The sequence below is a fragment of the Parabacteroides chongii genome (assembly GCF_029581355.1).
Taxonomy (GTDB): domain Bacteria; phylum Bacteroidota; class Bacteroidia; order Bacteroidales; family Tannerellaceae; genus Parabacteroides; species Parabacteroides chongii.
The window spans coordinates 707,982-721,470 of the sequence record NZ_CP120849.1 but is presented as its reverse complement, the minus strand read 5'-3'; the positions used below and the strand labels follow the sequence as shown (position 1 = coordinate 721,470).

Genomic DNA, 13,489 nt, shown 5'->3' with positions numbered 1-13,489 from the left:
ATTACCGGTATCCTATTTGTTCAGAACCTTCAACAGTTTTGTTCCAGGCCGGAATTTCACAGATATGCGACGAGGGATCTTGACTGCAACACCTGTCTTGGGGTTGCGTGCCATACGTTCAATCTGTATCCAGGGGTGTAGTGCCCCGAAGTTATGAAAGCGGATTTCAGAGCCTTCGTTCAGCGTATCGGAGACGATACCGAGTAATGCTTCGACAGTTCTTTTTACCTGTGTCGCTTTTTGTCCGGTATCTTCGGCAATTCTTTGTACCAATTCTGTTTTCGTCATATCGGTTTTCTTATAAGATTACTTTGTATCGTGCGGAACCGATCTGTACGATATAGATACTTGCCGGTAATGCCCATCGGGTATTGCCTACAGGAATGTCTGCCTGTTTAACCAGTGAGCCTGTCAGGTTGTAGACCTGTACTGTTTGTGTTGTTGGGCTGCTGATATGCAGGTAACCTTTGGCTGCCCATACCTTGACGGCATCTGTAGCTATCGTTTCGTTGGATACGGGATCGGGGTTCTTTACGATGCCGTCGATAAATATCTCCACATCGTTGCGGACATATTTGACGATATAAGCTCCGTCGCTACTGCGCGGCGTGATGGTTTCACCGCGGTCGGTCGTTATGACGGGTTCCGATTGGTCGTATTCCTTATCGAGCGTGAGATAGAAACGGAAGTTACTCCATGCTTCCACATCGTATTCTCCGGCAACAGGGTCGGTGATGGCACCTTCTACGAGTGGCAAAGTGACTGTGTAGTAAACCGGTGGTACAGGGTCGGGATCGACAGGTGGCTGCGGATCGGGGTTGTTTTTGCTGAATGTGGCAGCAATTGTAACCGCTTCGGCTGGCATGTCAAAAGAATACTTGTTGTTGCCTTCGCTGTTGACCGTTACATTTCCACTTCCGGTTGTCGTAACGGTCGGTTCTCCATCAAGTTTGTAACCGTTGTCCGGTGTAACTGTGAAGATGACTTTCTCATATTCTATCGCCTCTGTTTTATCTCCTTCTATACTGATGGCGCCATTTGTAACGTTTGCTATCGTTATGGATGATATGGCACTAAATATGGCTGCAATTGTTACTTTTTTTCCCGGCATCGTAAAGTAATAGTGTCCGTCACTTTCTGCTATAGCAGTAGCATCTTCTCCTTCCGGTTGGTAAGTCAGACTTTTCAATCCGAAGCCTGTTTCCGGGGTGATGATTAGTTCTACTCGTGTGTCTTTACCTGCATACGTCTTGCGATACTTTTCCTGTACAGAACCATTTGTGGTTGTTGTAAATTCCAGCGGATAAGGGATCGACACATCCGGCTGGTTGGCCATTAGGCGACCATCGGTTGTATAGAGTTTGGGCATTATGGGTAATGTCCCGCTTTTCCAAATAGCTGTGTTATCGAATATGCCGGCGGGTATCTGATCGCTGTTTCTCCAATCCCAGTCGGCACCATTTTTATCCGTCGCATCGACATCTGAGATAGGGTCTGATGTGCCGTCTGATAGATTCTCCCAAATGATGTTATCATAGGCATGATTACCTGAAAGAGTAGGAGGAACTGCAAATTCAGATGTACTTTTGTAACCGAGTATTCTTCCTGCGGTATGCTGAGCATTACCATTCCGTGTAATCAGTTTATAATTCAGAGCAAGACAATTGGATATATATGAAGTCTTTTCAGCCGATGAAGAAGAAGAATTACCTACGATACCTCCGGCTCCTCCTGTATAATAACCGTTTTTTGCACTAAACATTCCGGATGAAAAACAATTACTGATAGTTGTAGATGCATCATTACTATAAATATTTCCGACTATTCCTCCTGAAAAGGCTTCGGCTGGGTGGTCATTAATTGGATCGCTTCCACTATTTATATCTACTGTCGAATAACAATTTCTAATCGTTGCATCAATTGCATACGCGACTAAACCTCCAGCGCTGGATATGGCGTAGTGTAATGCTGAAGTTGTTATAGTACCTCCTGTGGTATAGCAGTTTTCTATGGTGGAATTTAGGCAGTAAGCAACAACACCTCCCGCCAGGCATTGACCTAGTGTTTCACTACAATTGATGTTTCTTATGGTTAATCCCTTTTCAGAAATTACGACTCCCAGATTTCGGATGGCTCCGTCTTCTACGCGACCGAATACACCGGCATAAACAAATTCTTCATCTCCGACTGTTCGAGCGAAATATAGATTTCGAATCTGAAAGCCATTTCCATCGAATGTACCTTTGAAAGGCTTTAAATGATTGAGGTCAAGGTCGTTTCCTGTTCCTATAGCTGTCCATTCTTTACTTTCCAGGTCGATGTCGGCAGTTAGTTTGACATATTTGCCGTCAAAATCGTTTCCGGCATTTACCCTGGTTGCGAAAAACTCCAATTCACTTGAATTGGCTATTAGGAAGGGATCGCTTTCTGATGTACCCGGTGCGGCGGCAAGCGGGGTTGAAGTCAATGTCGGATAGTCGTTGCCGGGAGCCAGTTCCCAGGCATATCTTGTCACTTTTGAAGCAGCTTTTCCCGAATAGTTGAAAGCTCCTTCATTCATGATCTGGGTTAGAAATCTGCTTTTCATAGAAGAGAGAGGGAGAGCTAAAAGATTTTCACTTGTCCTTTCGGCGTCGTTGCCGGTTCCATTTGTATAGGCATCTTTATTCCAATAACAATTAAGCAACGGAGAGCGTGGAACGGCATTACCGGCAAATCCTCCTATGTGGGAATTAGAACCACCTTCCACAGTTCCTAATGAATAGCAGGAATGTACATCGTTTGCTTCAATATAGTCTGAACCACCGCAACGTCCGATAAATCCTCCGATATAGGCATCATCTCCCCCTTTTACATTACCGGTTGAATAACAGTTATAGATGATCGGGTGACCACCTGAGGTAGTTCCGTTATTTCCTACAAATCCTCCTATGTAACAGGGATAAGTACCAGAAATAATACTCCCATTTCCCCCTGTCACATCTACAGATGCATAACTGTTTGAAATAATGGAACAGGTACCATACCCCCCGTAATTCATTCCGACTAATCCTCCGAAATAGCCATTATCTCCTCCTACAATTTTTCCGGTGGCACTGCATCTTTCTATTGTTCCACACTGCAAACCAACCAGTGTTCCGGCGCCCCACTCATAATATTCATCTGATACCTCGGGTTTTGTTATCTGTAGATCGGCATTTCGGACATGTAAATCTTTGACAGTTTCTTTTCCGGAAGGAAACCCCGGATCTCCTATAATGCCAAATAAACCGGCAAATCGATATTCGCCCGTTATTTTCAAATTCGATACAATGTGGTTTTGTCCATCGAAGGAACCAAAAAAGTTTTTTTCCATAGTACTAGTATAACCACTCACAAAACCAATTCCGATCGGAGTCCATTCGTGTCCTGCCAAGTCTATATCGGTCGTAAGAGTCAGTACACAGCCTTTAAACCATTTATCGCTGGGTGTAGATCCGGTTTGTTCGCTGTTGTTGACCATTTGGGCCACCCAAGCCAGTTCTGCCGCCGAACTGATGTTGACAGTAGTATTTCCTGTTGCCCATCCGGCAGGTTCTGTAACGGTGTGTCCATCCCATACGTCTACCTGTGCTATCGTCATATGGGAAATGGTTAAAAAAGCAAGCAGGTATAGTAACCTGCTTGTGATCAGAGTAATTTTTGTTTTCATGTTGTTTTATGTTTTATTTATTGAATATGTATATGCGCAGGCTTTGCGCATGAGAGTGCGCATCGGTCGCGCATATCCTTGCGCAGCTATCGCGCACGGTAATGCGCAACGATTGCGCAAGAAAGTTTATTCAATTACGGGGCGATCGTCATCATCATCACTTCCGGCACCTACCGTCAGCAGGTAAGGGAAACGATTGCGGCGAACCTCTTTTAATAGTACCGTGCGATTACCTCCGTATTGGGTGGCGACTTCCAGATAATAGGTGCCGTCGGCCAATGCCGGAATGATAAAAGAGAAGAAAGAAGGATCGTTGCGTGAAACGGAAGTCATTGGGACGGCTGTTTCGGTGTCGTCTGCTGCTTTGATGAAGAAGAAACCGACGGGACTGCCTTCGGTTCCGACGATCTTTATACGTTTACCTTCGCCATTGAGTGTATTGCCCGGAGTGAGTTTTGTGTTTACCTCGCCTGTGAATACGTCGGTTACTTTGGTGATGGTAGGGAGACCTTCTGTTACTTCACCGACGATCACGCTGATGGCTTTGAGGTCTTTCTTGAATTCGACACGGGGAGAACAGCGAAGGGTTACATTATTCTTTTCCGGATCGAATTTAGCCTTGGGGCCGATGAAGGGACCATCCACTCCCAGGGAGTTATTTGCAAAGCCGAACTCTACGGTAGAAGCAGAGTACAATTCTTCCTTCGCAACTTCCATCAGATCGTTGTAAGCGCTTCTTAATTCGGAAGCGGAGAACTTACTTTTGCCTTTTGCAGCGATGTTGCACAAATCATCGATTGTGCGGTTGGCGACGTATGTGACATTGAATGTGAAGTCATCTTCACGTTCTGTCAGCATGTTTGCTACCAAATTGCCAGTGATGCTACGCATCTTGGGATCAGTTGTTGCCATGATTAATACAGATTTAATTAGTTCATAGTGAACTATGTCATACCTATAAAAATCAAAGCTTTTATTTCTGCGGATACCCCTGTTTTTAGTCGTAAATCACCAATATCTCCCTTAGAAAGAGAATTGAAGAAATCCCTTGGTGGTACCAAATGAAGTTTTGTATTTAGACCGAAAAGAGTCATGACTTGATGCTATTTTGCAACAAGCCATGAAAAATAGTATATAACGTTATGTCTGTTTGTAAGGTTTTGCTACATTTGTAGCCATTATTAACGTAGTTCACTATGGACTATGTTTGATAAAATAAGAAATATGAAGCAGTTGCAATTTCCATCCTACTGTCCTATCTCTTGAAAAAATACGCTAACAAACTTTGGCAAAATGTAGTAAACAGATTATTTGTATACATTTGCAAATATAAACCCATAAAAGAATCCCGTTATGACACGAAATGAAATAGTAAAGACTTTGCGGGAAATAGTACACCGTGTAGCCCCGACTTCTACAGCCATACTGTACGGCAGTCAGGCTCGTGGAGATGCACGACCGGATAGCGATATTGACTTGCTTATTCTCGTTGATAAAGATAAACTTACTCCAAAGGAAGAACGGGAAATAACCTATCCGCTTTATGATGTTGAGATAGATACAGGGGTGATGATTAATCCAATGGTAGTCAGTCGGAAGAAATGGGAAGAGATAAAGAATCGTTCTCTTTTCTATTATAACGTAATGAAGGAAGGCATTGTGTTATAAACTATACAGTTGTGGATATCGACGACCTGTACCCACAAGCTGTAGAGTTTATTGATGTTATAGAAGCTTATATCAGAAAATAATCACAGTTTCCACCCGATCGTCTTCTCCTGTATCGACCATAGTTTATGATATAATCCCTGATTGCGAAGCAGTTCGTCATGTGTCCCTTGTTCGGCGATATGGCCGTCTTCCAGTACGATGATCTTGTCGGCGTTGCGGATTGTCTTTAGGCGGTGGGCGATGACGATGACTGTGCGGCCTTCGATCAGGGTGTTGATGGCTTTCTGTACTTCCACTTCGTTTTCGGGATCGAGAGAGGCGGTGGCTTCATCCAACAGGACGACCGGAGCCTCTTTCAGTATGGCGCGGGCGATGGAGAGGCGTTGCTTTTCACCACCAGACAGTGTGCAACCACCTTCGCCAACCATCGTATCGTAACCACCCGGCAGACGCATGATGAAATCGTGGCAGCAGGCTTTGCGGGCAGCGGCTTCTATCTCGGCATCGGTTGCATTGCTTTTACCGAAACGGATATTGTTCTTGATCGTGTCCTGGAACAGATAGACATCCTGGAAGACCATCGATATATGCTTCATCAGCGACTCGGGTTCCAACTCTTTCATATCCTGTCCGTTCAACAGGACTTTCCCTTTCTGCGGATCGTAGAAACGGGCGCATAACTTCATCAGCGTGCTTTTACCACTTCCCGATGGACCGACCAGTGCGGTCAGCGAACCTTGTTTCAACGTGAGCGATACATCATGCAATATCTCTTTCTCACCGTAACCGAACGATACCTTTTCGAAAGTGATATCCCCATGTTCCGGGCTTTCCTTTTTTCCTGTCATTTCCGGTTCGCGCATCAGGTTGAGGATACGGCCTCCGGCGATGGAGAAATAGCGGAACTCTGCGAAGTTGGTCAATGCTGAGGTTAGCGGGTCGAAGACGCGGGAACCGACGATCAGGAACATGACGAAAGTAAGTAGGTCGAGTTGCCCGCCTACCAACAGATAGGCACCGCAAAGGATCATCAGGGTCAGTCCGGCACGCACCAGGGTGATAGACAGCAGGATGAACGGCCCCATCAGGGCTTCTAGGCGCAGGCTTGCCCGGCGCAGGTCGGCAAACGCTTTTTGCAGACGTTCGAATTTACCGCCCAGCAGATTATACGCTTTTATGACGCGGATACCTTGCAGGTATTCTTCCAGGCGGCTGCCCGCATTCACTTTGGCTTCGATCTGTTTCCGGCTCAGGCTATATTGTATCCGGGTACTTCCCGTCAGAACCAGGATCGCCAACGGAAGGGCGATGAACATGGCTACCGACATCCGCCAGTCGATCCACAGCAACCCGAAGAAAGCAAGTATGGGCATTACCAACGCACCCATCAATTGGGGAAGATGGTGGGAGATACCGGTCTCCGCCAATGTAAAGTCACTGATCATCATGCTGGCAAGGTCGCCAGGATCATGCCGGAAGAGGGAGCCTAAGGGCAAGCGGCGCAGATGTTCTGCCAACCGTATCCGGCCGTCGGCACTCATTTCGTAAGCACCGCGGAAATTATGTCGGTACGACTGGCGTTCGGCAACGGCCATCACCAGCATATAAGCTACAAGGATGCCGAAGATAACCCACAGGCGGGTCGTGTCGAGTCCGCTGCCACTGCCGTCGAAGGCTTTAAAGATGATGTTCACAGCCTCTATCGAAAGCATGAAAGGAACGATATTGACCAGGTTGGCGAGGATGGTGAATCCGACCGGTTTCCTGAGACGTTCGGTATGGCCGATCGTTATATTTTGAAGTGCATTCATTCTTGTTGTCTCCTTATTTCTTTAATGTCCATTGAAAAGCGTCGGTATAGGCATCCCACATCTGTTTATAGAGTCCGTCGTTTACCGAAAGTTCGCTGTGGATGCCTTGCTGGGTAATCTCTCCCTCTTTTAAAACAATGATCTGGTTCGCCGAAATGATCGATGACAGGCGGTGAGCGATGATGATGACTGTCTTTTCCCTGATCAGTTCCTGTATGGCGAGTTGCATTTTGTATTCATTTTCCGGATCGGCGAATGCGGTCGCTTCATCCAGTACCAGGATCGGGGAGTTTTTCAGGATGGCACGTGCCACGGCTACCCGTTGCGCTTCTCCCCCGGAGAGATAAACGCCGCCTTCACCGATCAGCGTCTGATACCCTTGCGGCAGCCGACGGATGAAATCGTCGCACTGGGCGGCACGGGCGGCGGCGATCACCTGTTCCTCGGTAGCATCGGGTTTACCGACACGGATATTCTCGTACAAGGTATCGAAGAAGAGGAAGGTATCCTGGAAAACGAAAGAGACTTGATCCATCAACTGTTCGGAAGGAATATTCCGGATATCTGCGCCGCCGATACTGATCGTCCCTTCGGTAACGTCCCAGAAACGGGGGATCAGGTTGGCTATGGTGGATTTGCCGGAGCCGGAAGGACCGACCAGGGCGGTTATCTCGCCGGCACGGGCGGTGAAGTTGATATGTTTCAGCGCTTCGGTACGGGTCTTCTCCCGTGTGTTTTCGTAGGAGAAGCTGACGTTTTCGAAACAGATGTCATGCCCCTTCGGCTGTTGAGGGTTGGCGGGTTCCGGAACGGGCTTCTCGGCAAAGATAGCGTCGATACGGCTGACACCTTCGTCTATCTCCCGCGTGTTCGAAGCCAGGAATGTCAGTCTATAAAAAGGGGAGGCAACGCCCGGCCCTAATACAATAAAGAAGAGATAGACGGCTGCCAGTGCGATATTTCCCGGCTGGCCGTCCAATAGTAACAAGCCGACGGGAATAATAAAGGTAACGATCGAGTTCAATAGTACGATGAACGTCACCATCCCTGGTTGATAAGCATCGCAGACATTCAGTGCATATTCCTTAAACCGGTAGATCGATTTGCTGAACTGGCGGAACGACTCCACCGTCTGCCCGAATATCTTCACAACGGGCATCCCCCTTACATACTGGACGGCTGAGGCACTCATCTGCTCCGATGTATCGAAATACATTTTGAAGAACTCCTGCGCTTTCTTACCGAACATCATGGAGAACTGGACGGATATACCGATCACGATCGCCAGCAGGCAGACTGCCGCCATCCAACCGTTCAGGCTGAAGAAGATGACAAACATAATGATAACGGTCGTTGCCGCATTCACCAGGTCGGGGATGGTATGCGCCACAAAGTTCTCTATCTTTTCCACATTCTGCTCCAGTGCTTTCTTGATCGCTCCGGTCGACGTGCTGTTCAGATAACCCAACGGCAGCCGTCCGATATGTTCCGATAGCCTGACACGCAAACCATAGAGGATGCGGAACGCTGCCACATGCGAAGCCATCAGTCCGCCGTAGAGTAACAATAGGGCGGCTGCCAGTCCGATAAAGGCGATCCATGCCCAGTGGATCATGTATCCGCTATCCGAAGCCGTTACGTTCCCGGCATTTTTCAATAATTCATCCAGTACCTGGTAAACCGACAGATAAGGAACCAGCATACAGCAGGCACTTAACGCCGACAGGAAACCAGCCAGGATCAATAGTCCTTTCTTTTCGCCCGCGATCTCAAACAGGCGCGATAACCCTTTTTTCTTTTGCTCTTTCATATTGTTTGTTCTTTATTCGGCTTTATAGCCTACGATCCCGAACGATTTATGCAGGGCGGGGATCAGCCACATAATCAGTCCGGGTAGTCCCCAGCGTTTTTTCTCTTCGCTAACGAAATAAAACTGCTCGATCAGTTTCAGTCCCGGTACCCATTGTTCGACTGTGTGCGGATCGTTCAGTCCGAAATGGAAACGGGCTTTCGTACGTTTCACTGACTCGTGTTTATCGGAGTTGCGTGCCGCCCATTTGCTGACGAAGTCGAAGTAGATCTCGCAACCGGGGAAACGTTCAGCCAGGTTTTGGATAACCGACCTGACCTGCTCTTCGGTGAAATACATCATCACGCCTTCGGCAAGGAAGAGGAAGCGGCTATGGGGATGCTTTTGTTTCAATGCATCCATCCAGTCTGTTTCGAGCATGGAGCCTTTGATGTTGATGTCATTTGTCGAGGCGGGGAATAGCTTCTCACGCAGTTCGATCACTTCGGGCAGGTCGAGTTCGTAGAAGGTTGCCTGGTCGTGGTTGTCGACGCGTTGGAAACGGCTGTCGAGTCCGCAGCCAATCTGCACCACTATCGGGGCTTCATCTACTGTTCGGTCGATAAACCAGCTAACCAGCCGGTCGTAACGGCGCAGACGGATGGCAGTACCGGCTGTACTCATTGAAATCTTTCCGAATTTGGCGAAGTCGTAGTCTATTTTCTCAACCAGTTCGCAAGCCATCGGGTCTTTTAATATCGCATCTTTCCGGCGGCTTTCATAGGCGCGTGAAAGTAAGGGGATGAATAAGGTTTCTGCAACGTTGTCCTTTATCCCGGGTTTTATTTTATTCATAATATACCTACTTTTAGGGATTGATTATCTGATACAAAGGTGGGATATTTGCTATCGAATTATTTACGCAAGAAGGAATTGCATTTTAATCTGACGGAAAAAATGATACACATCGAACTTTCATCTCGCGGAAGAGACACGATCGCCCTGGAAATGCCGGATATAAGTTACTTTTCCACCAATGGCTCCGGCAGGCTGGAAGAGAGCAGCTGGAATATGGGGAACGAGTTGCTTACCTATACGATCTCCGAGTTTAAATGCAGGGATTTCAATGTCGCGAAGTACCAGATATACTGTAAGGAAGATTGTTGCCTGCGCTCCCGGAATACGGATTGCTCTTTTATGGGGCTTTCTTTTGTCCATCAGGGGCAGGTCGAATGCTTTCTATCGGATACGCGGGACAGGCGGGTCTGGGCGGAAGGGCATACGAATATCATGGTCAGTTCGGGTATCAAAGAAGAGCATAATCAATTCAGCAAAGGGGAGACTTTCGGTATGACGAATGTATTGGTGTCACCCGATTTCTTCCGCCATCTGTCGGAACGTTATCCTGAATATTTCGAGAAGGCTTACCTGCGGCTCGACAGCGGGGAGACTTTCTTTATGGCTCCTGAGAATATCCCGATCCCTATAACGCTGGACACGGCATTGAACGATATCGAGTTGTCGCGGATGATGGGAAATGCTTCACCGATGTACCTGGAGGCGAAGGTGGTCGAATGCCTGTCGCTCTTTATACGGGAGACGGAAGGGAAGGAAGAGACGAGAGAGAAACCGGTATCTGTATCCGACCGGGATAAGATTTACCAGGCGCGGGATATTATCTGCACCGAGTATCTGAACCCACCGTCATTGCGTGATTTGGCTTTGCGTGTCGGGACGAACGAGTGTACGTTGAAAGCAGGTTTCAAGCAGGCATTCCAAACGACTGTATTTAATTATTTGTTCGATTACCGCATGAATATGGCGGTTCATTATCTGTTAGATACCAATAAGACGATAGCCGAGGTAGCCAGCCTGGTCGGGTATGATTACCAGGGACATTTCTGTACGGCGTTTAAACGGAAGTATAATATTGCTCCTTCGGAATACCGGTTAAAGGCATAGGACCTTATTTTATGCCCATCGATTTCAGTACCGGCAGACTGATCGTGAAGCCGACGGCATCGTACTTTCCTTTCTCCAGGCCGACAAAGACACCGATCCGTGCAATATTGCTGAATCCGACAGAATACCCGAACTCGGAATAACTTTTACCGGGTATCCAAAGCGTACGGGCATGGAGTGCTTCATTGAACATATACTTTTGCAGGAAAGGTAACCGCTTGAACAGCAAATAATCGGACGTGTAGTTCAAATGAGCTTGTAACCATTGCTTGTCGGTAGAGTAAATATAATTGTCGAACAAACAGAAGCTATTGTCCAACGAGCTTCCGGTAATGAACAGTTCGTTGGTGTCGAAATGTTTGAAGTCCGGAAAATAGACCCGTTTGTCGGAAAGGAACTTCCCTCCGTTGACAGTATAACCGATCCTGTCGAACTCACTTATCTTTATTGTCTGGCTGATATTGCCTTCCAGTTTATTGAAGGAGGCGGACTCTTGGGAGCCTGTGGATATTCCGGCTTCATATTGTATGGAGAAAGTCGGATAGTCGGAATAGATATACATCTTCTTCCCCCGGTGTTTCCAATAGTGGTATTGAGGCGTATAAGCCAGCCGTATCTTTACTTTCATCGCTGAATTATCCGGCATAGGCATTAATTGGCCGTTGGGTAAATTGGAGGAAGGGGTATTCCCGAAGAAGTTATAGGATTGACGGTTGTGTAATGCGTTGCGTTTCTCGTAACTGATACCGGTGGTCAATGGCAGGCCGTTAGCCAACTCGACGGTATTGGAAAGGGCGACGAATTTCTTTTTGTAGAACTTCACCGGATTCTCACCGAAGAATAGGGACGCGATGGAATTGATCGCCAGGAGTGTTCCGCTTTCTCCGTTGTAATCGGCTGTAGTCTGTCCTCCGGAGAGGGATACGTTGCCCCGGCGCATGGGAGCGTACTGGTAACTTCCGTCGATCTGCCAGTTTATGCTCTTTCCCGCTGTGGTGTAATAGAGGGAAGGGGAGACGGTTAATACTCTGCTTTCCGTAAAGCTGGTACGCAACGTGAATTGTTGCCCCAACCAGAAACCATCGACGAAATTGTATTGCGGGCATGCCTTGAGTAATCCGCTATATCCGAACTGTACCTTCTTATTCAATGGGAAACTTTCGCCGGTGATCAGTTTGCCGATCCAATAGGCGGGAGTGCGGTTCTGTAAAGAGTCCTTGCTCCGTAGGGTTTCCATTTTTGTTTTCAGGCTGTCTCTGACCTGATAGCTTACGATTTCATCTTTCTTCAGCGGCTGCTTGCGGATCGTTTCCCAATAGGTAGAATCGCGGGTTCCCGCCAGGGTGTCGACTGTCACTTTGATGTTCGCATTGCCCGGATTGATTTCGAGCGACTCCCGTTCTTTCTTTGTTTCTTCCGGTTCGGTCGTCTCTTTCATCAGCTTCGCCATTTTGTAAGCTTCCCGGTTGCTGAGTTCTTCTTTGGCAGCTAATGTATTCAGTTGTTCCTGCGATTTTTGGCGGACGGTTTGGGTTGCTCCGCTGAGTTCGACGGTTTTGTATTGGACGGAGGAATAATATTTGCCGGTAGCTTTTACTCCCATGGCATCTACTTTCATATCGATGTCGTAGGCAGTGGGGAGAAAGGCGGAAGGTTTCACTTCGTTGTAGGTGGCGGTAAAACGGATGGTGACACCCAGTTCGGTTGCACTTAAATCGGCACTTTGCACGTTCCAACTGTTTTCGATGATATATAACCAACCGCTGACCAGCTTAGGGTTGTTCTTTTTAGGCTGTACACGTATTTTGTTGATCATGTGTTCTCCTTCCATGCTGATACCTTCCAACGCGAACTTGTAGTATGAGAAGGCTCCCGGAGCTAAAGGAGAGATCCTGCCGAAAGCGTTCGGATCGTATATGTTGGCAGTCATGACAGACATGACCTGTCCGGCATCGATATCGGCGGGAAGGGTGGAAGAGAAGGCAAGCACTTTCTGTTCATAATGGTTGGGGGAAGTGAAGCTGACTTCGTTCTGCGACTCTATTAAGAAGAGCTTGTTGGTGAGGTTCTTCAGCTTTTTGCCGTTTGAACCGAAGGTCATGAGCCGGGGAATCTTTTCAACCTTTACACTTCCTTTTACATAGATGGACGATTCGTATTTCTCTATTTGGTGGAGATAAAAAGGAGCCATGCCGATTGCTTTCCGCATGATGGCATAAGCCGGGTCTTCGCGGTTGGCGGAGATAATGACCTCTTTCAGGGCGTAGACTTTCTTTTCCATGGCTACGGCGAGGTGCGTTTCTGCTTTGTCGATTGTCAGAGGAAGAGTCTTTCGCTCATACCCTAAAGAACTGAAGTCGCAGGTGTAGGAACCTTTCTTCAGGGAAGCCTGAAATTCGCCGTTGTCATCGGCAGTAATCCCCAATGCTACTTCACGGATGTATAAAGTGGCATTGGGGATCGCTTCTCCCGACACATCTGTTATCTTGCCTGTCAATAGCTGGGCAAACAGATGCATGGGTAATAAACAACACAGGACAATCAGCGGATAAACTTTCATCAAAT

9 protein-coding genes are annotated in these 13,489 nt (G+C 47.4%); 2 read left to right on the top strand and 7 right to left on the bottom strand.

Annotation, left to right across the window (positions count from 1 at the left end):
- Positions 1 to 12: 12 nt before the first annotated feature.
- From P3L47_RS03065 to P3L47_RS03055, 3 genes are all read right to left on the bottom strand, one after another.
- Positions 13 to 288, bottom strand: a complete 276-nt coding sequence (locus tag P3L47_RS03065; RefSeq protein WP_277782643.1) for an HU family DNA-binding protein — start codon at positions 286 to 288, stop codon at positions 13 to 15.
- Positions 289 to 298: 10 nt separating this feature from the next.
- A complete protein-coding gene (locus tag P3L47_RS03060; protein ID WP_277782642.1) occupies positions 299 to 3,691 on the bottom strand; it encodes a GLUG motif-containing protein in 3,393 nt (1,130 codons plus the stop codon).
- Positions 3,692 to 3,817: 126 nt separating this feature from the next.
- On the bottom strand, positions 3,818 to 4,603 hold the full coding sequence (locus P3L47_RS03055) for a DUF4469 domain-containing protein (protein ID WP_277782641.1): 786 nt from the start codon (positions 4,601 to 4,603) through the stop codon (positions 3,818 to 3,820).
- 441 nt (positions 4,604 to 5,044) lie between these two features.
- Here P3L47_RS03055 and P3L47_RS03050 point away from each other — a divergent pair, with 441 nt between their 5' ends.
- Positions 5,045 to 5,359, top strand: coding sequence for a nucleotidyltransferase domain-containing protein (locus P3L47_RS03050; protein ID WP_277782640.1), 315 nt, complete (start codon positions 5,045 to 5,047; stop codon positions 5,357 to 5,359).
- Between the two features lie 83 nt (positions 5,360 to 5,442).
- Here P3L47_RS03050 and P3L47_RS03045 read toward each other — a convergent pair whose 3' ends face one another.
- Genes P3L47_RS03045 through P3L47_RS03035 form a run of 3 tightly spaced genes read right to left on the bottom strand, consistent with a single transcriptional unit; the run spans position 5,443 to position 9,817 of the window.
- A complete protein-coding gene (locus P3L47_RS03045; RefSeq protein ID WP_277782639.1) occupies positions 5,443 to 7,173 on the bottom strand; it encodes an ABC transporter ATP-binding protein in 1,731 nt (576 codons plus the stop codon).
- 13 nt (positions 7,174 to 7,186) lie between these two features.
- The gene (locus P3L47_RS03040; RefSeq protein ID WP_277782638.1) at positions 7,187 to 8,983 is read right to left on the bottom strand and encodes an ABC transporter ATP-binding protein; all 1,797 of its coding nucleotides are present in this window, start codon (positions 8,981 to 8,983) and stop codon (positions 7,187 to 7,189) included.
- 12 nt (positions 8,984 to 8,995) lie between these two features.
- A complete protein-coding gene (locus P3L47_RS03035; protein WP_277782637.1) occupies positions 8,996 to 9,817 on the bottom strand; it encodes a class I SAM-dependent methyltransferase in 822 nt (273 codons plus the stop codon).
- A gap of 102 nt (positions 9,818 to 9,919) precedes the next feature.
- Between P3L47_RS03035 and P3L47_RS03030 the strand changes: the two genes are divergently transcribed.
- The gene (locus P3L47_RS03030) at positions 9,920 to 10,924 is read left to right on the top strand and encodes a helix-turn-helix transcriptional regulator (protein WP_277782636.1); all 1,005 of its coding nucleotides are present in this window, start codon (positions 9,920 to 9,922) and stop codon (positions 10,922 to 10,924) included.
- Between the two features lie 4 nt (positions 10,925 to 10,928).
- On the opposite strand, the gene P3L47_RS03025 is transcribed toward P3L47_RS03030, so the two are convergent.
- Positions 10,929 to 13,484, bottom strand: a complete 2,556-nt coding sequence (locus P3L47_RS03025; RefSeq protein ID WP_277782635.1) for a DUF5686 family protein — start codon at positions 13,482 to 13,484, stop codon at positions 10,929 to 10,931.
- Positions 13,485 to 13,489 lie beyond the last annotated feature (5 nt).

Bases quoted from the DNA above. Each gene is read 5' to 3' on its own strand.
- P3L47_RS03065 (WP_277782643.1), bottom strand. From the start codon at position 288: ATGACGAAAACAGAATTGGTACAAAGAATTGCCGAAGATACCGGACAA.
- P3L47_RS03060 (WP_277782642.1), bottom strand. From the start codon at position 3,691: ATGAAAACAAAAATTACTCTGATCACAAGCAGGTTACTATACCTGCTT.
- P3L47_RS03055 (WP_277782641.1), bottom strand. From the start codon at position 4,603: ATGGCAACAACTGATCCCAAGATGCGTAGCATCACTGGCAATTTGGTA.
- P3L47_RS03050 (WP_277782640.1), top strand. From the start codon at position 5,045: ATGACACGAAATGAAATAGTAAAGACTTTGCGGGAAATAGTACACCGT.
- P3L47_RS03045 (WP_277782639.1), bottom strand. From the start codon at position 7,173: ATGAATGCACTTCAAAATATAACGATCGGCCATACCGAACGTCTCAGG.
- P3L47_RS03040 (WP_277782638.1), bottom strand. From the start codon at position 8,983: ATGAAAGAGCAAAAGAAAAAAGGGTTATCGCGCCTGTTTGAGATCGCG.
- P3L47_RS03035 (WP_277782637.1), bottom strand. From the start codon at position 9,817: ATGAATAAAATAAAACCCGGGATAAAGGACAACGTTGCAGAAACCTTA.
- P3L47_RS03030 (WP_277782636.1), top strand. From the start codon at position 9,920: ATGATACACATCGAACTTTCATCTCGCGGAAGAGACACGATCGCCCTG.
- P3L47_RS03025 (WP_277782635.1), bottom strand. From the start codon at position 13,484: ATGAAAGTTTATCCGCTGATTGTCCTGTGTTGTTTATTACCCATGCAT.